Below are 23456 nucleotides of genomic sequence, written 5' to 3'. Positions count from 1 at the left end.
ATCATGAATATTATTGAGTTTGTTTACACTGATTATTTCTTTAAGCATCAGCTCCACCCATGAGGGAATGCCGGTGATACTTCCAATGTCCCAGCCGGGGGCTTCCTCCGCAATTTTCCTTACCCGCTCGTCCCAGTCTTCAATTGAGGAGATTTCAAAACCAGGTTTGTAAAAACTTTTGAACCAGGTGGGTATATTCGCAGCGCTGATTCCGCTTATTTCACCTTCCTGGTGATCTTCGGCCTGGAGCAGGCTGGTACTGCTTCCGAGCATCATGATCTGCTTTTCAAAAAAGTCACCCGGAAGCTCGAAGTTTGTTAGACTCATCACTTGTTGCATACCTGATTTACGGATCGAGTTGATCATATCATCTGTAACAGGAATATACTTTTTGTTGCTGGTAGTTCCACTGCTGAGGGCAAAAAACTTTTGTCCACCGGGCCAGGTTACATTCTGATGTCCATCTATCAGGTACTTCCACCATTCTGAATAGATCTTGTCGTAATCATGGTATGGAACATTTTGTTGAAATGAATTTACCAGGTCCTTACTTTGAAGGATTTCACCGAATTTATATTTTCTGCCAAAAGCTGTTAACCTGGCTTTTTTAAGCAACTGTTTGAGCACGGCTTTCTGTGCCTTTACCGGGTTCGGGTCGGAACTGATATAACCTTTAAAATCGATTGCCTTTTTAATAACTTCACCTATCAGCGCCATAGAGTTCTGTTTACCTCACTTTGCAATTTTTATGCCCCAACAAAATCCACGAACTTTAACAATTATGCACAATGCTCAAAAGAATCCTCCCTTGCGAAAATCAATATTGATGCTACTCGCTTTATGTGGATGGTTTGCACTGGCAGCCCAGATGAAATTGAATATCGGAAGCAAAGCGGCGTCATTACCTGAAATCCTCACCAGGTATTTCAGTTATTTCACATTGCTCACAAACCTGGTTGTGGCGGTTGTTTGCACTTCAATCCTGCTATTACCTGATTCAGCCACAGGCAGATTTTCTGCCCGGTACACCACACAAACAGCGGCAACTACTTATATACTGATTGTAGGCATTGTTTATAACCTTGTGCTCAGACCCCTCTGGAAACCCACTGGTTTGCAGAAGCCGGTTGATGAATTGCTGCACACCATTGTACCTTTGTTGTTTCTTTTGCAGTGGATCTTTTTTGTGAAAAAAAATCAGTTGCCATACAAGGCCATATTACCCTGGTTACTTTACCCGCTTATTTATGTAATTTTTGTATTAACACGCGGATCTTTTTCCAGATTCTATCCATACCCTTTCATTGATCTTAGCAAATTATCCATCCTGCAGGTTTTTATTAACTCCGCAGGAATCGCGGTAGCGGTGATTGTTGTTTCGGCAACATTAATTTTTTTTGGAAACAGGCGTACATAAAATTCTATTAAACAATTATCACTTATCCCGGTTTACTGTCCTCAGCCCAGACTCACTGATTTCATTTTTCATCCAGGTTTCCACTACATACTTTCCCAGCGCTTTTCCCATGGTAAGTGCAGTTTCATTGTCTACCTTGAAATGAATTCCTGCATAAAACCGGGAATCCGCACAGTCTTGCGCCAGCTGGTGAAATTGTTTTGCGTCTGCCGGAAAAAAATATTCCAATACCGCAGCAGTAGCACCGGCACCAGCTGCGTGGCCCGAAGGATAGCCTGGAAACGGTGGCGTTTGTATCAAAGGTTTGAAAGTGCTGTCATACTGTGATGGTCTTATGCCCCAGTAAGCATATTTCGCATCAAAAACGGCAACTATCACCTCGCGGAAGGCCGAATTCATTATGGCGTATATCCTTGCAACCGCCGGCGCATCATCACCCATACGATTTTCAAACATCTTCTGGCTTGCAATCTCCGTCCAAAATTCAGGGCCAAGATTTGCCCATAAATAAGCAAGACTGCGGGATCTGAACGTTTGCTTAAAGTTTTTCATTTCTTTCATCTCGTTTTCAAAATCCGGCGGCGGTGGTGGGCGGAACTGATCAACTGAGTTTAAAAACAGTGGTTCAAATAAAGGAAGCGTAATACCCATCTGGTAAGCCCCCGTCCACTTTTTCGGATCTTTGTTTACAGGTCCTGTATACTTTTTTGTTGATCCATCATTTTTTGCTTTTGCAATAATTTGTTTGGCCACCTGTTCGCCCAGCTTCCAACCAGCTTCGATATCACTTGGATATTGAACACCAGCATCAACCCGGGATTGAGATGCAGCACGGGCAAGATCCAGGATTGAATCCCCTTTCGCAGGAATAAAATAAGCCAGCACATATGCCGCTGCAGCGGCTGTTACCGTATGTTCACATGGGTATGAAAAAGTAGACGGTCCACTTATGACAGCTTTTAATGAAGGATCACCGGTAGCGGGTCTTTTCCTTTTGTGCCTGAGCTTCTCCTGCCAGGCAATGATGGTGGCATCATAAACAGCTAAATTCATCCAGGCCAGGGGCATCCTGAGTAACACGTCAGGATTGTCCCAAGGTATCACCGTGGTAGCAATTTGGTTCCAGCGGTACGCGGGCGCGCCCGCATCCCAGTATTTAATAATTGCCAGTTTTGATTCGTCAAGATTTTTCAGGCCTTGTTTTATAGCCTCCAGCTCAATTTTCGATTGACCGGTACCGGGAGGAGCGGCGATAGTTATTTCCTGCGGGTTATCAATGTGCCAGATTTTCCAGGAGGCGGCTTCATAATTTGCCGGCTGTTGGTAGGCAGCCAATTGTTTGTAATTAGCCGGTTGCTGCTTATAATTGGCCGGTTGTTTGTCTCCGGTAGTTTGAGCGGATGCAATTGTTACAGCCAGGAAGAGAATGGTTGAAAGCATGATCTGTTTCATCTTTTAGTATTTTAATTGTTGTTGGAATCCAGGGTTTATATAAATGATTTTCTTTCACATCATTTTATATCCTGATGCAAGTGTATCCAATTAAACGAATAACATTTATCCGCCGTCAATGAACAGCGGATCAAGGTCTACAAACGACTGTTGACTGCCTGTTTCAGAAACCGGGTTTGGAAATTGCCTGAATGACCTGGCTTAATATATACTTCCATATGGCATTTATTTGATTGACTCATTTATGTTGCCTGTGTATCACTTTGGGTCATCTATAGATTATAGAACCGGGAAGAAAAAGATTTGCCGATATTTATTTCTATTTTAAAAACATGAAGCAGCCACTCGATAAAAAAACAGTGAGATTTTACCTATGGGTGGCACTTGCATTTTTATCCCTCAACCTCATTCACGACCTCGCAACCAACCCTGATACTTTTTTTGACCGGGCTATCAACAACAGCTGGCGAACAATCTATGTGCTGGCACTCAACTTTTTTCTTTTTGAATATACCATTCCGTTTATCCGTCAAAAAAGAAAATCAATTATCAGAAATGTCTTTGTTGGGATAGGAATGATCTTCCTTTTACTGATGCTGTATTCATGGGGACTCTACGCATGGAGATTATTTGGAATGGGTCTGCACATTTATACTCCCTATCAAACAGCTGAAACAATCGATGGTGTAGTTACCCAGCAGATGTCCTTCAGCATGGGCTCTGTTTTCTTTTTCGGAATCATCAGGCACTTATATAATTACTACAAACTAACACAAGCCACCCAACAGCTACAGATCGAAAAACAACAGGCAGAGCTGAATTATCTTAAATCACAAACCAATCCGCATTTCTTATTTAATACATTGAATAATATTTACGCACTGGCCAGGGATAAGTCTGACCTGGCGCCCGAATCAATTTTACGGTTGTCGAAAATATTAAGGTATATGCTGTACGAAACCGGTGGGGATTTTATAGCCATTGAACAGGAATTAAAAATAATCGGCGACTATATTGCACTTGAGCAACTACGCTATGACGATTCGCTTCGTGTCAATTTCAATAATAATATTGAAGACATGAAACAGGCTATTCCTCCATTGTTGCTGATTCCCCTGGTTGAAAACGCATTCAAACATGGGGTTTCCGAAACCAGGGGTATGCCTTACGTAGATATCCATCTTTCAGTTAAAAACAGGCAGTTGCTTTTTATTGTAAAAAATTCTTCCGAGGCAGTTAGCCAACCAGGAAATGTGACCGAACATATCGGGCTTTCTAACTTAAGGCGACAGCTGCATTTACTTTATACAGATTATAATCTTTCGGTTCAACAAGCCCCTTCGGAGTTTACAGCTACTTTGAAGATCAACCTGGCAAGTCACCGTTGAACAAAGAATTTTTTCAGACCTGATATTAAAATCTGCCACCCTCAATAAAAAAAACTAGGATTATTTGTTACCGGAATTTCCAAACATCCGTCGAATATATCTATATCCATAATTCCATCGACTTTCTGTCTGCCTGAGTTTCTGTCTGAGTTTCGACCTGAGTTTCGACCTGAGTTTCGGCTTGAGTCTATTTGCTTACTGGCCTAAGGTCACTGTGTCTATTAGCTAACTGACATCATCGGTTATTGTTTCATAAGCGCCATTGCTTATGGCTCATAAGTGTCAGTGCTTACTGGCTCATAAGCGTCCCGACTTATTATAAAAGTAGCTCCTTATAAAAGTGACTTCAAAACTTTCTATCATTTTTAAACTTGTTTACCATGAAAAAAATTTATCTCTTTTCCGCAGCTATGGCCGTATTATTATTCTTCACTGCCTGCAAAAAACATTGCGACCTACCTGAAGATTGTGTTCCTTCAATTATAAAAACTCCTGAAGACGATCTTACTGAACCTAGATATGGACTGGTTGCTACTTCTTCAGGAAATAAGATTGCATTTGCAGGTGGAGTTGTGGACATCAACACAAATTTTTCGGATGCGGTTGAAATCTATGATATAGTTTCAGGCACGTGGACAAACGCATCATTGAGCCTGGGCAGGTATTCTTTTGCTGCGGCTTCAGCCGGGAACAAAATGGTATTTGCGGGAGGTTATCCCGGTGGGGCTGATTTTGTAACAGACGTTGTAGACATTTATGATGTCGCTTCAAACAGCTGGACCACCGCAAGTTTGAGTGAGGACAGGAATGGATTAGCCGGTGCGGGTGCCGGGAATAAAATTGTGTTTGGAGGAGGATTTGGAAATAATCAGTACACTTCTACGGTTGATATATATAATGTAGATCTCAACAGCTGGACAACAGCTAACCTCAGTGTAGCACGTACCGGTCTTGCAGCAGCTTCCGCGGGAAACAAAATTGTATTCGGCGGGGGAAGGACTACCGGTGCTGCAAAAAGCGCTGTTGTCGACATCTATGACGTAATTACCGGTACCTGGACCACAGCCTTGTTGAGCCAGGCCAGGGATTACCTGGCAGCTGCATCAGCAGGTAATAAAATCCTGTTCGCGGGAGGTAACGCTTCTGGGGGCGCCTCAAACCAGGTAGATATTTATGATGTAGCAACCAATTCCTGGTCAACCGCATCACTCAGCACCTCAAGATCGGAACTTTCTGCAGCAACAGCCGGAAATAAGATTTTCATAGGAGGCGGAAGCGCATCCAACGTGGTTGATGTTTTTGATGTAGTTACAAATGGATGGTCAACTGAAACTTTGAGTGAAGCCAAATCATCACTGGCAGCCGCAGGTGCAGGCAATAATGTTTTATTTGGTGGCGGAAACGGGGCAGCTGGTCCTTTAAATTCTGTCGATATGTTTAGGCTTGAGTGTAATGGAAAACGAGCTGCCCGTTAATACGGTTGTAACTTTGCTGCTTTCGCTGAAGCGTTTTGAATTAAAATATTTACAGTCATCTGGTTCACCAATTTTCTAACCCAAGTAACCGGTGAAAATCCATCAGCTTTTAAGAAAAGGTATCATGCAATTAATCACTAACATCATCTAATCACAATTAATTTCCAGTACCAGATGAAGTTGTAGGTTTATGCTTCCGCAGATAATGTTTATACCTGAATCTGAAAATATTATCAGCGGTATAAAAATCATCGTCGATCGAATTTTTTGATTTCTGGAGTGTATAAATAAATTCAAATCGTGATCCATAGTTCACCCGGTAACCCAATCCCGCACGAACCCTGAACCTGTTTGCAAAACGTTCTTCAACATCTTCTATCGCAAAAAACCATTCCACATCAGCTAAACCATACCAAAGTTTATCAGCCGACATCGACCGTTGGTTAAATGGAACAAGCAATTCGCCCCTGGACCTGGGACGGAAAGTGGTTTGCCATTCTTTTGTTTCCAGGTTTTTTATGTTTCGCATCTCGAATCGTAATAACAGCCTGAGATTGATTCGCCTATACGGAGTTATATGTATTTTGGTTCCCAGCATGGGCCGTATTTCAAATGAATTGTAATCTTCTGATTGCAGCGTGTAGGAAAACGTTGAAGCCGCCATCAGGTCGATTCGTGGACTAAGCGCGTATTCCAATGTAGGTGCATAATCCAGTGCCCACCATCTCGGTTTGCTTATCAGGGTGCTATAAGTAAAAGCGTTCTCCAGGTTGAATTTCTTCGCGAACGGATAATTGAGCATGTATTCAAACCAGACCTGCTCGGTTGGTGATTGTGCCCGAAGTAAAGCAGCGGTAAAAACCAGGTATGTAATCAGTTGCAGACTTCTTTTGAGAAAGCGTTTTTTCACCGAAGAACAATAGCTGTTGTTCATAGATTGCGATTAGTTGATCTTTGTCTCAGAATCCGCCCGACTACCAAATATAAAAACATAATATACAATTCAACATTTGAACCCGGACCGGCAAGATTGTTCAACACTTGTATAAAGCCCAATTGTCGTCCTGGTATGTAGTTTTTAAGATTTGAAATAACGAAGACCAGCAAAAGGGCCATATTTCAACCCATTTGCTGGTCCGTATAATGTATTTGTTCAATGGCCCGGCGAGATATATTAATCCTTCAGGGAAGCCATATCAATTACAAAGCGATAACGCACATCACTTTTCAGCATTCTTTCATAAGCATCATTAATATCCTGCATTTTGATAATTTCAATGTCAGATGTGATATTATGTTCGCCGCAGAAATCAAGCATCTCCTGTGTTTCAGCGATACCACCAATCAGTGAACCTGAAATTGACTTTCCGCCGAAAACTATGGGCGCGGTGTTCAACATAGTATCCAGTGGGCCTAAAAATCCCACCAATGCAATCGTCCCCGTTGCTGTTAAAGCAGGAACATAGGTATTAAGATCATGAACATATGGTACCGTGTCGATGATCAGATCAAACTTGCCAACTACTGTTTTCATTTCATCGCGATTGGTGGAAATAATCACTTCATCTGCTCCCAGGTCAATAGCATCCTGCTTTTTGTTCGGTGAGCGTGAAAACAGCGTAACATGCGCACCCAGTCCCTTAGCGAGTTTAATAGCCATGTGCCCCAAGCCACCCAGTCCTACAACTGCTACATTACTGTCCTTTCCTACTTTCCATTTACGAAGTGGTGACCAGGTTGTAATACCCGCACAAAGCAAAGGTGCAGTGGCGGCGAGGTCCAGATTTTTTGGAACACTAAGCACGAAAGCTTCATCCACTACAACTTTTTGAGAATAACCACCATAAGTTTGTTTACCGAGGTGTTTATCAGGGCTGTTGTAAGTTCCGGTGAAACCGTTTAAACAATACTGTTCAAGGTCCTTCTCGCAATTTTTGCATTTCTGGCAGGAATCCACCAAACAACCTACCGCAGCTATGTCCCCTACTTTGAACCTGGAAACGCCGGATCCTACTTTTGTCACCTTGCCCACGATCTCATGACCCGGAATCGCGGGATAAACTGTGCCTCCCCAGTCATTACGGGCAGTATGAAGATCAGAATGACATACGCCGCAAAAGAGGATTTCGATCTCAACATCAGCAGGAGTTGGCTCCCTTCTCGGAATGGTCATTTCTTTTAACGGCGCTTCAGATGATTCTGTGCCAAAGGCTTTTACATTTGTTACATTCATTTTTTGCAGAATTATATGTGATAAATATTATTTCGCCAGGTTATCTAAGACCTGGCAAATATCCTGAAAAATCTACCTGACTTAACATGTAGAGAAAATATATTTAAAGTTTGCAAGTTGCCGATAGAATACAATAATTGGAATTGTGATACTAATTTACTCCTTATAAATCCAACTAAAAAAAGTCGATAGAATGTCAACCTTTTAATTGCCGATAGATTCTATTTTTAGAACTTCATTGGGACTGCATGCTCGTTTCAATAGGCATTTAGGCCTGTGCAAATTGAGCAGTAGTCTCTCCTAAGAATGGATCCTCATTTCTGTATCCATTTTATCTGAAGCAATTTTTTCTGATAAAGTTTCGTTATAAAGCTCAATCCAGGAACTGTGAATAAATGTCTAATTATTGAATAAACTATTTGGATAGGTCATACTGACATTCATCCACGTCTGCCAAAATGAAAACTTGTATTAAGCTTCTTCCTTTATTTTTCTCGCTATTTCTCTTTAGTGAGCTCTATTCGCAAAATCAATTGGACAAAGTTGGCCTAAATGCAAGCGCGCTCTCAACAGCAGCTTATAGCATGCGACGTCTAAGCAGTTCATATGCAGGGAGTGCCTTGCAGGTGAGACGTAGTAGTGACAATGCAGTTCAGGACATTGGATTTACCGCCAATGGCGATCTCGACACAGTTTCATTAAAATCATTTGTGGGAATTGGCAATGGCTTTGTAACAGCCTGGTACGATCAAAGTGGCAATACCAAAAATATTACGCAGGCGGTTTTAATCAACCAGCCATCTCTTGTAATAAGTGGCTCAATTGTCAGAGAAAACGGTCGCCCATTTATTAGTTTCTATGGGGTTCCGAACATCAGCTACAACTCATTGCAGCTTGCCGCAGATATGACCACCGTAGGACATGTTTCGGCTGTTCACCGATTTGCGGCGGGTGGATATGGTTTTATACTAGGACATACGGGATCATATTACTGGCATTCATCTCCTTCTTCATTTTTTCTGGCAAACGGTTTAACTTCTGCATCTATCCTGGCAGGTTCCACCTGGTCCAACGGTGTGTTGACGCCACCTTTGCTGATTCCCTGGCCCACCACATTAACTATTAATGAATTGGCACCATCGATACCTGGCACGGGTACAACATGGAACAATATTGGCAGGGACAGATCCTTCCATCAAATGTCGGGAGGCGCAGGCTATAGTGAGTTAATTATTTTCCCTGTTATTCTTTCAGGAGGGAGCAGAACCAGTCTCGAATTCAGCCAGGCATCCTATTACTCAATTTTGGCTACGCTTCCTATCACCTGGCTTAGCTTCACTGCACAATTGCAAGCGCAGAATGTGCTTCTTAAATGGCAAACTGCCAGCGAACAAAACTCCAAACAATTTGAGGTTCAGCACAGCATCGATGGTAATGCTTTTAAGTCCATTGGCACTGTTCCTGCAGGCGGAACCAGCAACAATACTATAAACTATCGTTATCTGCATCCGAATCCGGCAAATGGAAATAATTATTACCGACTGCTGCAAACTGACCTTGATGGTAAAGGCAGTTATAGCGCAGTTGCAATATTGAAATATGCCAGTGTTAAGCCTTCATTTTCTGTATTAGTCAATCCCATAAGTAATAGTGTGCTGAGGATACAGGTGGGAAACCCTATGGATTTATCACTCTACACAGCTGATGGAAAAAGTTTGTGGAGGAGATCATTTCCAAAGGGGATACATGAGATAAATGTAAATGGTTACGAAAAGGGCATGTATTTGTTGAAAAGCAATGAAGTTACTCAGAGGTTTTTACTGCAATGATATCCTGAGCGGACATGCTAATCGCTCAGCTTCAAATGGAAGCTTCATAGCTCTTCAACAAAGCAAGGGATACTCACAACCAGTTTGCAGATATTATAATAAACAGAAAGATTCCTAAAAAGCAAATTAAAGCTGCGACTTCTGCGATAGTTGATATATTGCCCGATAATATAAACAATTGAAAAGGCTGTCTCAAAAGTAAATTGAGACAGCCTTATATTTTATCTTGGATTTTATTATCTGACAGGATTACTTCACCATCACTTTTTCGGTATTACCTTTTGTACTGAGCCAGTACATTCCTTTCGGAAAACGGGCGACCTCTATGTCATGCGAACCTGGTGTGTATTGTTTTTTGAACAGCAGTTTGCCATCTCCGTTGAAAAAAGAAACCATCAATGGTTTATTGATCATTACTTTCAGGAGGCCATTTGTAACTATCGTATTTTGAATTACAAAAGGTTTTGCTTCTTTCCTGAACTCGATTTTGCGTATCTCTGAATAATTTATATTTCCATCAATGTCTTTTTGTGCAAGCCTGTAGTAATTAGCACCGGTAACAGGGGAAGCATGAACAAAACCATAATTTTTATCAGCTACGCTGTTGCCCGCAGCCAGTACAGTTCCAATATTAGTAAAGGAATTACCATTCATGCTGTGTTGTACGCCGAACTCCTTTGTGTTCGCTTCACGGGATGTGCTCCACTGCAGAAACGTTTTATTGTCCTGTACGCGCGCTGTAAATGATTTCCATTCCACCGGAAGAAGTATCAGTGAAATTGACTGCGTTACAAAATTTGATGTTGTACCTGTCAGCGCAAAGTTGAACAGCGTTCCATTGTTTGTGCCTTTCAGATCGGGTACAGTTGTGAGTGCGGTATTCGTTCCGTTGGTATTTCCCTGGTTGAAAGTATAGTAAGCAACAAGTCCTGATGTTTCAGTACCATTTGAAGGATCCAATTCCTTGTTAGCAAATTCCAGAATTTTTGCCGGGGTTCTCAATACATTCCAAATACGCACTTCATCCACCAGGCCGTTATAATAGAAACCCGCAACCGGGGCTGATCCTGATGATGCTTCAGCGCCGATCAACATAGAGTTACCGGGAATGTTGTAAATAATTGTTCTGCCTGTGCCTCCTAAATTTAAGGATCCTACTTCAACACCGTTTACGTATAAACGCATAAATGAACCATCAAAAGTGCCGGCAATATGATACCATTGATTGTTGACAAGGTTAGAAGCAGGATATGTCACAACTGAATAGCCAGTAGGAAAAGAACTTGATTTTAGTTCCCACTGAATATTATTATTTACAAGTCCGATACCATATCCACCGTTTTCAAAATTAGAAGTTACCTGTTGTGTACCGGCAACAGAAAAGTTTGCAGCTTTTATCCAGACTTCGTGTGTAAGAGCGGTCGTTGGTTTTAATGTCGCACTGCTGCCGATATTTACGTAATCAGTTGCAGCACCTTCGACGCTAAGTGCATTAGCATTCTGTATAACGGGTGAAGCTGACCAGGTGCCACTGACTATAGCACCGTTTGAACCTGTTCCGTTGGTACTTGAATTTGTAAGCGTTGTGCCCACGCCTTCATTGAATTTATAATAATCAACCAGGTTTGTTGCATTGCTGACAGGGCCTTTAAACATTGTGGCTTTGATCTGAGCCTGGGTAAGTTCTGTGCTCCAGATCCGCACTTCATCTATTGCTCCTTCCCAAAATGCTTGTGATCCCTGGTGTGCACCGATAAAGGTTGGTTGAGCAATATACGCACCAATTCCCGGAACACTTGTTGAAATCAATATTCCATCACGATATAATTTCATAACACCACCAGCAGATGTAACAGCAACATGAACCCATTGATTAATGGGAAATAACGTTGCATCTCTTACATGGTCGTAGTTTGCAGCCTGCCCTGCCCTTAAAAAACCGTTATCAATCCATAAAGGAACATCAACGGATGAAATGATATTTCGCGGACCAGAATGGGTAGTCAGGTAAACCCAGGCTTCTTTTGTATAAGAGGCGCCTGTGGCCAGGGGTGTCCCGATGTTTACAACGTTTGAGGTACCATTAAATGTAAGCGCATGATTTGTCTGTGACTGCGCGTTGAGGGAAATCGTCGCAAAAATCAGGAGATAAATTTGTTTCATAGGAATAGTGTAATTGGATTTCCAGCAAAAGTAAATTCCCGGATACGCAAAAGCCATTAATGTTCAGTCATTTAAAATAATTTATCTTATTTCTACTAGGCTATACTAGGTGTATATTGGCGGGAAGTAAAATTTGAGTGTTGCGTCTGATAACACTTGCTTCGTTCTTCATTCAGATCTCAAGCTTTTTACTGGATTCATTAAAGCAGCTTTTATACTTTGATAACTGACAGTTACAAGAGTCAATAATATTGAACCAACCCCTGAAGCGAAAAAGATCCACCAGGAAATTTTTGTATGGTAGGCATAATCCACCAACCAGTTTTGCAGGAAATAATAAGCCAGAGGCATGGCAATGACACAGGCGATAGTTACCAGCAAAACAAATTCTTTTGATAGCATGGCCCAAAGATCAAATACAGAAGCCCCTATAACTTTTCTTACTCCGATTTCTTTTGTCCTCTGCTCGGCTACAAATGATGCCATCCCAAACAAACCAAGACAAGATATAAATATTGCAAGTGTAGTAAACACGAGGGCCAGTTTACCGATCCGTTCTTCGCTTGCAAATTTGAAACTATATTCCTGGTCAGCGAATTTGTAAGTAAACGGAGTTTCAGGCAACAACTCTTTGTAGATGGCTTCCACTCTGGCCAGGGATTCACTCGCCGACATGGAAGGATTGATCTTCATGTTAATCACATTAAATGATCTTTCCTTATCGTCCATCAGGAAAACGGTAGGCACAATAGGATCGAATGGAGATCTCATAACCATATCCTTAACCACACCTATGACGGTCCAGTTTCTTCCATGCCACTTCACGGTTTCACCCACCGGATGTTCAAGTCCCATTTGTTTGATAGCCGCTTCATTAAATAAAAAAGCCGAGGAATCAGTCAGAAAGTTTCGGGAAAAATTACGGCCTTCTTTCAACTTCCAACCTAATACATCACCAAAATCCGGATCAACGAGAATCGTTCCGAATACTTCCTGGCGATTGGGATCTTTCCCTTTCCAGTCAAGATTAGCTGCAGAAGAAAAAATGCCAGTTGCCGGGCTTGATGAAGCTGATACGCCGGTAACCGCTCCCGATTCCAGTAATTTATTCCTTAGTAACACATACTGGGCGGGTTGAATGGGATTATATGGTATGGAGACAACATTATTGCGGTCATAACCGATCGGGCGATCTTTTGCAAATTCTATTTGCCGGAAAACGATAATTGTTCCGATGATCAGAATAATGGAAACAGTAAATTGTAAAACCACAAGCATTTTACGCGGGGCGGATGAGCATCTTCCAGCCCGAAATGTTCCTTTCAAAACTTTCACGGGTTGAAATGAAGAAAGATAGATTGCTGGATAACTGCCAGCCAGGATAGCTGTAAATAAACAAAAGCTTAAACTGATCAGCCAGGTGTATGAATTTGTCCATGGAAAGTCCAGCTGTTTTCCTGATAGCTCATTAAAACCGGGCAATGCTAGTTCGACCAGTAATAGCGTTAGTAGAAAGGAAACAAAAACAACTGCGAAAGATTCGCTGAAGAACTGGCCGACCAGGCTTGATCTTCCGGCTCCGATTGTTTTGCGTATCCCAACCTCCCTCGCGCGCTTTTCACTGCGGGCGGTGCTCAGGTTCATAAAATTGATACATGCAAGTAGTAATACGAAAACTGCGATGATTCCGAAAAGCCAGACAAACTGCAAACGGCCGGATACCAGGTTGCCATTTTTAAAGTCGTACAAACGCCATTGACTCATGGGATATAAAAACAAGACCGGCTTCGTTGCATCTTTGGAATGTTCAAATAAAATATTTTCTATTTTAGCGGAAACATCTTTTTCCTGGCTAGCCTCATTAAGGAGACCATAAATACTGAATGCACTACTAAACCAGTTATCCATACCTTTTGAATCTGCGAACAGTTGATCAATACCAGTAATAAAATGGAAATCGCTGAACCGGCTGTTGTCGGGAAGGTCTTTATAAACCCCGACAACCTTTAGCATATAAGAGCTATTCAATTTGACAACTTTATTTATCGGGTCGTCGTGGCCAAATAAAGTTTTTGAAAGCGATTCATCAATAAGAATGCTATTTATACCAGTAAAAGCTGATGAGCCTCCCCTGATCATATCAAGACTGATTATATCCTTAAAGTCTGGTTCAGTATAACAACCTGTTTTCAGAAAAGCATTGTTATTGTAGACTATTTACAGGTGGTGCTTGAAAAAATGTTGGGCAGGTCATTAGAAGAATTAATGCAGGAGAAAGTATTTAAGCCGTTGGGTATGAATATGTCTTCTTATCCTGGCAGGAAAAATTTGAAAAGGATTATGTTCTCGGTCATAAGGCAAATGGTGAGCTATACGAGAAAGACAAAGACAATGACGCAAGGCTGCCAGTACACTGGAAACTACATTGGATGATTATACCCTGTTTACAAAGGCAGTGCTTAATAATACCATACTGTCGCCATCAACAACAAAAGAAATGTTTTCACCGCAAATAAAACTACGGTCAATACAACAATTCGGACCTTTAAGTTTGCGTGATTCGGCCACAAATGATGCAATAAAATTAAGTTATGGATTAGGCTGGGTTTTATTGCAATCGCCTTATGGCACAGGTGCCTTTAAAGAAGGACATGGGGATGGTTTTCAGCACTACTCTATTATTTTTCCTGAACAGGGAACCGGTATTATTATAATGAGTAATAGCGATAACGCGGAAAGCATTTTAAAGAACTCCTGGAAACTGCTATTGGAGATACTTACACTCCATGGTATTGGGAAAATTATATTTCTTATAATTATAAGTCCGGGAATTAAACTATTATAAACTTCGATTTCGATCTCCGGCATTAACCTTACTTCCACAACCGCTTATGCCTTTCACCAAGGATTTGTAGGTATTTTTTCTTTGCTTCCTTACTTAAAAAACTTCGTTTAATCATTTCCATTGCCGGCAGGATAGGTTTTATAGATTCATCCAGGATTTTATCAGCCAGCGATTTTTGAATACCTATTTTTTCTGCAAATAAAATAAAGGATTGGCGGGTGTAAATCCCATAATTCAGATAAGGAGGCTCATTCATATCTCCATCATACAAACCACCATGTAAACCAAGATTTGCGTCATCTATATGCAGCTCTGTACACAACAGGTCATATGCCGGGGCCAGAAGGTAGTCACCCTGTTCACTTTCCATCAATGCAAAATTCTTCAGGTGAGCATCGCCGTTAGCAAACAGATAATTAAACATAACCAGCCGAAAGAAATTGATCAATTCTACGGTAGCTGCAGGAACATATTTAGTGATCAACTTCGCTATATCCAAATAAGATGCATTATACTTGAAATCGTCCCCTTCCCTTTCAGGGCTTTTGCCCATCAATGTGGCAAAATCTTCTATCTGGTATTTAGCACCATCTTGCTTGTAATCAAATCTCCTGGTGATATATGCTGGTGAGCCGTCGTCAAAGAAGATCATACCACATGCTGCGGCTTTCATATTGAAAATCTGTCGGGCTATCTGCATTGTGACATGTTCATTAGCAGGCATGTCTTCTACTCTTTCAAGGCGTTCTGTTGGTATGGGTTTCAGAATATGTGTTCCTCTCGATGCTGTGAGCTTTAATTCATTTTTCTGCAACAGCAAACTGTATTTTTCCTGTACGCCACTTATGCTGATCGTTTTTCTTTTCTCATTATACTCACGGGTTAGTTCCGGATTTTTGCCCGGTGGTCCGAATGGTAATATATGACTGACCTTTTTCGTACGGCTACCAAATAAGGCCTGTTGTGCAACCGGGCTGTAAGTATTAAATCCCGGCTGCAGCGTGGAAGGGCAATATTTAAGTTCAGGCAGGCTCATTGATTTCTTTTATAGTAATGGGTCCAATACTGTCATCTTTTGTAGTGGCCAATAATAAACTGAAATAATCATTTTCATCGATTTTCAGCATACGGCATTGTATACGCTTATTAGCACCTTCGCTCAGCATGTTGACAAATGCAGGAAAGAGCATATCACTTTCATGAGCATCTTTCCGGAGCGGAAGTGTAATACTCACCGGACGGCTGCCAGCGGCAATAAGATAATCTTCATCGTAGGTAAAACGGTAGCTCTTTCCTGATTTAGTTAATACTCCGGCCAGCTTGTCGTTATAAAACACCCAGGCTGATATATTCGTTGACGTTGCCATGACAGATTATGCCTGATCTTGTTTTTTGATACCTGTTTCTTTAAGCAATAGCTTTATTGTAAGACCTAATGGATCGGCTAATTTTATCAATGTTTCCAAAGACGGATTGGCCTTACCCATTTCAACCAGTTGAATGGTACGCGTACTGATGCCTGAAATTGCAGCGAGTTGTACCTGTAACAGATTCAATAACTCCCGACGCTTGCGAATAGCTTCACCAATTATTAGGATGTTATTACGCAACATAATTCGCTTTTTGATACAAATATATGAAAAGTACCAGGAAAACTAGAAAAAGCGCAGTATACTTCGCAATTTGACGTTTATTGAAGATTGACGGCTAAGTTATACCTGGAAGCGCAGGATAATTCGCATTTTATTTATCAATTTAAATGCAAGCAACTAAATTCGTTGTCAATTAACGATTATTTCCTGGCGAAGAATTTGACTTCCAGATCTGTGGTCCCGACAGGACTACACTAACGTATATAAATTTCCATGATTTTCCATTAATTTCTAACAGTTCAGCTAATTGCATTATCACATCTAGGTTTCAGAAGTTACCTCAATACAACAAAATGGAAATATTTGTATGTAAATGTTTTACCCATGTTTTACCTATTGCGTAATATTGGGCATAATTTGAATCATGATTCACGATACTAAGTACAAGGTCATACTAAGAGAAGATAAGATTAAAGCCAATGGTCAGGTGCCGATTTTTATCCGGATAACGAAACATCGTAAGGTAAAATACATATCTGTCCAGGAATCCTGCCTGATAACAGATTTCAACGGAAACACTGGTTTTCTGTGGGAATCGAAGCCTCGATTGAAAGACAACAAGCGTGATGGGGAAAAGTCTGATGTTGAAATCACAATCAATCCTAGAGCAAAAAAAATTAATAGTAAAATTTCTGATCATCTGGAAGCAGCTGAACAAGGAGAACGTGATCTTAAAAAAGGTGGCGAAGTTATCAGCTCACACAACATTAAGCAAAAAATTACCGATGTTAAACCCACGGGAAGGGATTACCTGCTATTTTTTAAGTCATACTCAGATACAATCATTAAAGCAAAGAAAAGCTACAATACATGGAGGACATACGAAAGTACTCACAATCTTCTTACAGACTATCAAAAGGGAAAGCCGTTAACCTTTGAGGACATATCGGAAGATTACCTGGAGCGGCTTGAAATGTGGTTTCTGAAAGAAAAATATAATCCCAATACTATCAGGAAGCACTTCCAAAGGATCGGATTAATATGGAAGCGAGTAAAAAAACAAAAACTGGTGACATGGAACCCTTTCGAAGATCTGGAACTCAAAGAGGGAAAATCGATCTATACTCCAGGGTTGTCTATGCAAGAAATGCAAGCCATCAATAAACTCACACTATCAGAACCTCTTAATACTGCTAAAAATATATTCATTTTTGCATACACCCACGCCGGGGTTAGGGTCTCTGACTTGCTGAAATTGAAATGGCAAGAAATAGAGAATGATCGGTTTGAATATCAAATGAAAAAGACGGGAAAATTCACATCTGTTAAGATACAACCAACTGGAAAAAAAATTATTGATTCATATCGTAATGAAGCAAATCTGAAAACCGACTATGTTTTTCCCCTTTTAGAAAATGGTATGGATGAAAAATCAGAATACTGGGAAAGGCAAATTCAATCTAAAACTACCGTTGTAAATCGGCATTTGAAGGTAATTGCAAAGTTAGCTGATATCAATAAAAAAATAACAACCAAACTTGCCCGCCACTCCTTCGGCACTGAAGCAACGAATCAAAATATCAATGCTTTTGAGATAGGTTATACAATGGGACACTCAAAAATTTCAACAACTCAACAGTATTCAGGTGGAGGTGATAGTAAGAGATCCGATAAAGTGATGGACACACTCTTTGAAAACTTCGAAGGATAATATATAAGATTTTTGCGGAAAATTTCTCCAACCAAGTTATTGTACGTAATTTTACAGTGCATTAATTAATTAATCGCAGGTAGCCAGGTGGTCTCACTGATCAACTATACCATCTACAAATCGCAGGAAGAGTTGCGTAGCAGTCTTCCGAAAAATCGCTAAAACAATAATACTAATGTCATGCCTTCAAGCGAAAGCACCACTAATGAACTGGTGTTATCATCCCAACTATGGTTCTTAGATCAATTCAAGCAGTTCCAGGCTCATATACAAACATTGGATAAAACAATACAAGCATTCGGCAATCCACCAAAAGATCCCCTATTAAGTGAACTGGACATCGCTAAAGAATTAGGCGTTGGAATCAAAACAATAAAGAACAGGTTAACTAAGGATAGGGTAATGGCTTATGCGGAGATCAATGGAAAAAGATATGTGAGACAATCTGAGCTTGAAAAGTATGTCAATCATTACATGATTACAGCGAAAAGGTAAAATTGTTGACATAAAAAAAGGAGGCTCAGCATCCTCCTTAATTGAAAAAAATAATAATAAAAATCGCTTCATCAAAGCCAGCGTAAATATACGCCTAATATGCAGTGATTGATTATATGCGAGCCACAAAAATAATAAACCACCCAACTATTTTTTTTAATAATGCAGGATCAACTGCTCCGGTAATGTATAGAGGGCAATTGTATGTACCGCATTTTAATAGTCAAGGTGATGTGAATTATTACTACACTAAAATTAGAAACATCTATATACAGTGGTACCGAAATAAGGTAGTGCTTACAAACAGTATTCATAAATACTGGCACGGATGGAATCACAGTGATTTCTATTATCATGAAGTATTAATGTGCATAAACGATCTATGCGAAATTACAGGTGTTGACTGGTGGACAGCATCCTTAGGAAAGCTAGAATGGGGCGTTAACCTTATCAAGCAACCAATGGAGGTTGTAGACACGATGTTGATGTACAAGTTCAAGAAATTTGAATCCATGATGGAGCAGGGTCATAGATATGGGAGCAAATGTGAGGTCAATGGCTATTTCCTGAAGATGTACGACAAAGAGTTTGACTCCTGGTACCAGATTAAATTATCCATCGAACCAACAGTACGATGGGAAATAGGTGGAAATTCTAAGTACTTAACAAAATTGTTTGGCTTTTCTCCTGTTCTAAATCAAGTTATAACACCCGACAATATGAGAAATATGGCAAATCATTCCCTGGAGTTATTAAGGACATGTATCCGAAAGGATCAAAGGAATTTGCATAAACTAACAGCAACTGAAAAGAAAATCATCGCTGCTATGGAGAACAAAGAGATTCGGGAAGATCTGAAAGCTCATAATCCGGAGACATACAAAAATGACCGCAAAAGATATCTGCGGATCTTGAAAGACCCTGAGGTTTGTATTCGTGATTTCACGGATGTGGAAGTCGAAAACAAGTTCAATCAATTGTTAAGCGAAAATCCAGCTTGTAATATACTTGGAAATAAGGGTAGTATACTACCTATAGCAATATAGAATACACATAACAGAATACATTCCCTAACTATTATAGCTTTCAATTTGAACAGAAGAGAATCACATATCACCAAAGTAGATCAACTACCAGCCATTACCATAAGCCAATTAGTGGAAAAGGGTATAATACCTGTGATCCCTGGATATAGGAAAACTAGTATTAGTTTGAAAAACAACTATGCATCATATCAATTCCGGATGGTGGTGGTAACAGACAATGACTTCCCCCACCTTGAAATTTGGGACAGAAAAAATCCTGACTTAGTACAGCATGTCCCACTTATCAGGATAAAAAGCAATTTACCCTGCAACTCCGGATATCATTACTTCTTTATTTGTCCTGAGACAAGTAGGATGTGCAAGAAACTTCACCTACATGATGGAAAGTTCATTCATCGGTTGGGTATTGACGGTGGTACCTATACCTACCTTGGTTTAAGTCTTATATCCAAAATCCGGTATACCCAGATCAAGAACCATAAGAAATCAAGTTTGTTGTTGCTTGAAAAATCAAAACCGTTTTACAAATCACATTACCAGGGTCAGCCAACTAAAAAAGAGACTGAAGTAAAGAAAGCATGTGAGCACCTTCAAATGGTAAGAAGGATATATAGTAAACAATTGAACTAATACGGCTTACAAGGCTGACTTGCAATTGCAAAACTAGTAACTAGCAAGCAAAATCATCAGACCGCCTAGAACGGCTTTTAAATCGCTTTAAACATGATTGCAATTAATAACTATCAATGGCACCCGAAGAGAGAATTTTTAATGTCACTTCCTTCTACCAGGATTTTGAACCAACCATCAAAGAGATAGACTGCCTCAATGAACAGTATGTTAGGGAGTGCTTACCCTGGTACCGGAAGTATACCCAAATAAAACAGGAATGGGTAGCTGCTTTAGCTCAATTAAACAAATTGCATGATGCAGGTATCAAACCTGAACTACAACGATTCTATTCAATTGATGATGACCTTGAGGCTTATAAAAACCAGAAACCCCACTTTGATCAAATAGCTAACCGGATCGAGGTACAGATCAGCTCACTACTATTCAAAGTGAGGCAGATGTTCAAGGATATTCAACAGGATAAATCCAACGGCTTTCTTTCAGCAAAAAAGCACTGGGAGTACATACGAATGATAAAAAATATTATCAAGAACGGTAGCGGTATGTCATGCTATCAGGACGGTTCTATTTTAGAGTAACAACTAAATAACATTGACAGTAACAAAATCGCTAAATCATTAAAACTATTTAATAATGCAAAATTATTCAACTGACCCCAGAGCAATTGCTAACGCAGCTCAGGCCGGTATGATCACCCAGGAAGATTACAAGTCTTATTTGACTATCCTAAGAGGCAATGACAGCTTGATGAAATCTGTCAACACTGGACAACTCACATCGAAGGAATACAAAGAAGAGGTTACGAGTTGGTATTTCGAGAAAGCTAAGGTCGGTGGTCATGTTCGGTTTGAGCTTTATGTGTTAAATGGCAAAAAGAAACCTACTGAAGTAACTAGTGACTCATTATTGAAAGCAGGTGAAAGTGCCACCTTATCCAAATCGGTCGTACAAACTAAAGTCAGTATTCCGAGTCCGGTAAGATCCAAACCGATCTCAAAGGCATCTTCTGCAACACCAGCTCCGTCCAAGCCAAAAGCCAAATCAAGTATAGTTTCGGCACCATCAATTAAAACTGCTCCCACCCTTTGGGATAAAGTAATCAGCAGGGCTCACACCCTCTTGGATTTAGAAGGTATAAAAAAGAAAAAATAATATGAGCAACAAGCGAAAAGAGAAGATCAGGGAATTGATTAAGCACTACCGGAGTGATGCGGCTATTCTCCACGCCCTTCATCAGGAAAATCCAAGGATGAGCCTAAAAACGGCTGAGAAATCAATCCAGCAGGTCAGGGCACAAATAAGATCAGATTATCCGACCAATCCGGCTGATATAATTTCTGTGCATTCCGTGAGATATGGTGCACACATCAATCAGCTGCTGAAAACAGAAGAGCTGCCATATGCACAAGTGCTCTCAGGTAAGATCTCTCACCAGGAATGGCAGGCATCCCGAAAAAACAAAATGAGGGCTTATAGCACCGCGCTAGACAGCATGGCGCAAATGGAAAATTTACTCCAGATTGGAAATGAACCGTTCCAAATTGATATAAATGAAAATGTTGATATCAACCTAGATGAGAAGAAACCTAAGTACGACTTTTCTAAACTAACATTTCCTGAGCAGGTTGAATTGATGGAACTAATAGGTCTATGCAGAAAGGATCATCATGAACCGGAGGGTGTCCAGATAATCAATTCTGAACATGAGGAAATTACAAATTTAGAGACAACTGTTATTAATTCAGCCGTCAATATTGACTTGATACAGCTGGAGCCGCCTGCTGTTACTGTAGATCACGTGATCAAAGACCCATCAGCCAAGTTAAAGGAAAACCTATTCCGGATCGCAGCACAGCGGTTCAAAGAGATTGGTGGCAACTTAGATGATACCGAAAAAAAATACTTGAGTTGATCGCTTTACTAAATCTAACTATCGCATTAAGAATAATATTTATACAATGAGAGAAGTTCAAAATTATACAGACCATTTTCCTGTAGTCGTTCAAACGGCCTTACGCCTGAATCTTCAGTATTATGTGGACATCATTGATTGGCAAAAGGTTTATGATGCCGAGTCAGAGCAGATCGAGCTAGGGATATCGTTGGGCCAACATCTACATGCTCATGGCATTAAGATAGGCTATGAGCGGATAGCAGGGCTTAAGAAAAAAGTTGACAACCTCAAACTACCCAGTTCTAACAACGAGATCCTTCAAAAAAGATTGATTGAGCAAATTGAAGATGTAACTAAACAGCTGGAAAACTTTTGGCATGAAATGCAAGCTGATCTTGCAAGCAAAGTATTAACGGAGTCCAAATACAAAGAATACTTGATAGAATACTGGAAAGTGCTCGAAACCGGAAGGCGTAATAATCATTACCAGTCTGATGTATTCAAAGAGATCGTTCAGGCAATAGCGGTAAACAGACCACTGGCTTGATTCAGATAACTCCCCTAACATTATATTTAAATCGCTCCCATCGCTTAATATCAAAAAATAATAATAAGATGCCAAAAAATTCAGCATTAGCCAGCCACAGTTATGCTTACCGCTTTCCATCCCTCGTCAAAGACACGCTTGAGTTTAATGCCAGATGGAACGTTCATATCATCCAGGGCCAAAAAAAATATGAGGAGGCGATTATCAACTTGCAAGAGGCTAGCAAAGCAATGGATTTGCGTTATGGATCCCCTAATCCACCTGGCTACAATGATCTGCATAGATTGGAAAGAAACCAAGATGAAGTAAATGCCATGCTAAGACGCCTTAGAGGGAGTAAAGAGCAGCTAACGTACTCCTTACAGATATCTGCAAGGTTGCTGGTGGAAATGTGGCAGGAGATGTATACTGATTTAAACGATGGAGAACTGTCGGTAACAAAGTACTGTGAGTACCTGCATGAATTTGCCGGTGTTATTGAAACAGGTGCGAATCATAAGATATTTGAAACGATAAGCTTCCAAGAGATCAAAACAGAAATAGCAAAGCATCTACCAGCTAAAGTTTAGCCATCCTGGGGAGGTAATTGCTTACCTGTAGTCGGCAATTAACAATGCACAGTTTTCGGCAATTAAGCGTGCACAATATTTAGGCAGGAAACATGCACAAATTTCTTTGTAAGGACGCATGATGAAGAATAAAAGTACAGGGTTTTAATTATTTTTTGCAAAGATTG

The 23456-nt window shown here is 40.5% G+C and carries 23 protein-coding genes; 14 read left to right on the top strand and 9 right to left on the bottom strand.

Translation table 11 applies throughout. The annotated features are described in order from the left end of the window. On the bottom strand, nucleotides 1-717 hold a 717-nt coding region (locus VK664_RS16800), incomplete at its 3' end, for a GH3 family acyl-acid amido synthetase (RefSeq protein ID WP_461399846.1). A gap of 109 nt (nucleotides 718-826) precedes the next feature. On the opposite strand from VK664_RS16800, the gene VK664_RS16795 reads away from it, so the two are divergent. Beyond that, nucleotides 827-1417, top strand: coding sequence for a Pr6Pr family membrane protein (locus tag VK664_RS16795; RefSeq protein WP_461399845.1), 591 nt, complete (start codon nucleotides 827-829; stop codon nucleotides 1415-1417). An 18-nt stretch (nucleotides 1418-1435) separates the two neighbouring features. On the opposite strand, the gene VK664_RS16790 is transcribed toward VK664_RS16795, so the two are convergent. Continuing rightward, nucleotides 1436-2869, bottom strand: a complete 1434-nt coding sequence (locus tag VK664_RS16790; protein WP_461399844.1) for a vanadium-dependent haloperoxidase — start codon at nucleotides 2867-2869, stop codon at nucleotides 1436-1438. 332 nt (nucleotides 2870-3201) lie between these two features. Between VK664_RS16790 and VK664_RS16785 the strand changes: the two genes are divergently transcribed. After that, complete coding sequence (locus tag VK664_RS16785; RefSeq protein ID WP_461399843.1) at nucleotides 3202-4257, top strand: sensor histidine kinase; 1056 nt, start codon at nucleotides 3202-3204, stop codon at nucleotides 4255-4257. Nucleotides 4258-4637: 380 nt separating this feature from the next. Beyond that, nucleotides 4638-5732: a Kelch repeat-containing protein gene (locus tag VK664_RS16780; protein WP_461399842.1), complete on the top strand. Its 1095-nt coding sequence runs from the start codon at nucleotides 4638-4640 to the stop codon at nucleotides 5730-5732. A 157-nt stretch (nucleotides 5733-5889) separates the two neighbouring features. On the opposite strand, the gene VK664_RS16775 is transcribed toward VK664_RS16780, so the two are convergent. Both VK664_RS16775 and VK664_RS16770 read right to left on the bottom strand, forming a co-directional pair. Then, nucleotides 5890-6666, bottom strand: coding sequence for a DUF2490 domain-containing protein (locus VK664_RS16775; protein WP_461399841.1), 777 nt, complete (start codon nucleotides 6664-6666; stop codon nucleotides 5890-5892). A 240-nt stretch (nucleotides 6667-6906) separates the two neighbouring features. Further along, complete coding sequence (locus VK664_RS16770; RefSeq protein ID WP_461399840.1) at nucleotides 6907-7965, bottom strand: NAD(P)-dependent alcohol dehydrogenase; 1059 nt, start codon at nucleotides 7963-7965, stop codon at nucleotides 6907-6909. A 458-nt stretch (nucleotides 7966-8423) separates the two neighbouring features. On the opposite strand from VK664_RS16770, the gene VK664_RS16765 reads away from it, so the two are divergent. Then, entirely contained in the window at nucleotides 8424-9794 is a 1371-nt protein-coding gene (locus VK664_RS16765) for a T9SS type A sorting domain-containing protein (protein WP_461399839.1), read from the top strand. Between the two features lie 249 nt (nucleotides 9795-10043). On the opposite strand, the gene VK664_RS16760 is transcribed toward VK664_RS16765, so the two are convergent. Then, nucleotides 10044-11957 (bottom strand): LamG-like jellyroll fold domain-containing protein, encoded by a 1914-nt coding sequence (locus tag VK664_RS16760; RefSeq protein WP_461399838.1) that lies wholly within the window; start codon nucleotides 11955-11957, stop codon nucleotides 10044-10046. 168 nt (nucleotides 11958-12125) lie between these two features. Further along, entirely contained in the window at nucleotides 12126-14150 is a 2025-nt protein-coding gene (locus VK664_RS16755) for an ABC transporter permease (RefSeq protein WP_461399847.1), read from the bottom strand. Between the two features lie 232 nt (nucleotides 14151-14382). Here VK664_RS16755 and VK664_RS16750 point away from each other — a divergent pair, with 232 nt between their 5' ends. After that, the gene (locus VK664_RS16750; RefSeq protein ID WP_461399837.1) at nucleotides 14383-14802 is read left to right on the top strand and encodes a serine hydrolase; all 420 of its coding nucleotides are present in this window, start codon (nucleotides 14383-14385) and stop codon (nucleotides 14800-14802) included. Nucleotides 14803-14830: 28 nt separating this feature from the next. Here VK664_RS16750 and VK664_RS16745 read toward each other — a convergent pair whose 3' ends face one another. Genes VK664_RS16745 through VK664_RS16735 form a run of 3 tightly spaced genes read right to left on the bottom strand, consistent with a single transcriptional unit; the run spans nucleotide 14831 to nucleotide 16415 of the window. Next, on the bottom strand, nucleotides 14831-15838 hold the full coding sequence (locus VK664_RS16745; RefSeq protein WP_461399836.1) for a HipA domain-containing protein: 1008 nt from the start codon (nucleotides 15836-15838) through the stop codon (nucleotides 14831-14833). Next, nucleotides 15825-16169: a HipA N-terminal domain-containing protein gene (locus VK664_RS16740; protein WP_461399835.1), complete on the bottom strand. Its 345-nt coding sequence runs from the start codon at nucleotides 16167-16169 to the stop codon at nucleotides 15825-15827. Before VK664_RS16740 ends, VK664_RS16745 begins: the two co-directional genes overlap by 14 nt. Nucleotides 16170-16175: 6 nt before the next feature. After that, nucleotides 16176-16415, bottom strand: a complete 240-nt coding sequence (locus tag VK664_RS16735) for a helix-turn-helix domain-containing protein (RefSeq protein ID WP_461399834.1) — start codon at nucleotides 16413-16415, stop codon at nucleotides 16176-16178. Between the two features lie 403 nt (nucleotides 16416-16818). Here VK664_RS16735 and VK664_RS16730 point away from each other — a divergent pair, with 403 nt between their 5' ends. The 9 genes from VK664_RS16730 (at nucleotide 16819) to VK664_RS16690 (ending at nucleotide 23289) form a co-directional block, all read left to right on the top strand. Then, on the top strand, nucleotides 16819-18105 hold the full coding sequence (locus VK664_RS16730) for a tyrosine-type recombinase/integrase (RefSeq protein WP_461399833.1): 1287 nt from the start codon (nucleotides 16819-16821) through the stop codon (nucleotides 18103-18105). 180 nt (nucleotides 18106-18285) lie between these two features. Then, nucleotides 18286-18600: a hypothetical protein gene (locus VK664_RS16725; RefSeq protein ID WP_461399832.1), complete on the top strand. Its 315-nt coding sequence runs from the start codon at nucleotides 18286-18288 to the stop codon at nucleotides 18598-18600. Nucleotides 18601-18785: 185 nt separating this feature from the next. After that, on the top strand, nucleotides 18786-19646 hold the full coding sequence (locus tag VK664_RS16720) for a hypothetical protein (RefSeq protein WP_461399831.1): 861 nt from the start codon (nucleotides 18786-18788) through the stop codon (nucleotides 19644-19646). A 165-nt stretch (nucleotides 19647-19811) separates the two neighbouring features. Then, nucleotides 19812-20276, top strand: a complete 465-nt coding sequence (locus VK664_RS16715; protein WP_461399830.1) for a hypothetical protein — start codon at nucleotides 19812-19814, stop codon at nucleotides 20274-20276. Nucleotides 20277-20392: 116 nt separating this feature from the next. After that, nucleotides 20393-20857 (top strand): hypothetical protein, encoded by a 465-nt coding sequence (locus VK664_RS16710; protein ID WP_461399829.1) that lies wholly within the window; start codon nucleotides 20393-20395, stop codon nucleotides 20855-20857. 55 nt (nucleotides 20858-20912) lie between these two features. Next, on the top strand, nucleotides 20913-21431 hold the full coding sequence (locus tag VK664_RS16705) for a hypothetical protein (protein WP_461399828.1): 519 nt from the start codon (nucleotides 20913-20915) through the stop codon (nucleotides 21429-21431). Between the two features lie 34 nt (nucleotides 21432-21465). Beyond that, nucleotides 21466-22191 carry a hypothetical protein gene (locus VK664_RS16700; RefSeq protein WP_461399827.1) on the top strand — a complete coding sequence of 242 codons (726 nt, stop codon included), beginning with the start codon at nucleotides 21466-21468 and terminating at the stop codon, nucleotides 22189-22191. Between the two features lie 46 nt (nucleotides 22192-22237). Beyond that, nucleotides 22238-22720, top strand: a complete 483-nt coding sequence (locus tag VK664_RS16695) for a hypothetical protein (RefSeq protein WP_461399826.1) — start codon at nucleotides 22238-22240, stop codon at nucleotides 22718-22720. Nucleotides 22721-22788: 68 nt separating this feature from the next. After that, nucleotides 22789-23289: a hypothetical protein gene (locus tag VK664_RS16690; RefSeq protein WP_461399825.1), complete on the top strand. Its 501-nt coding sequence runs from the start codon at nucleotides 22789-22791 to the stop codon at nucleotides 23287-23289. Nucleotides 23290-23456 lie beyond the last annotated feature (167 nt).

This window comes from Flavitalea sp., from assembly GCF_035489435.1.
Classification (GTDB): Bacteria; Bacteroidota; Bacteroidia; order Chitinophagales; family Chitinophagaceae; genus DATHKG01.
Note: the sequence above shows the minus strand (reverse complement) of the source record. Positions and strands in the feature narration are given on the sequence as shown.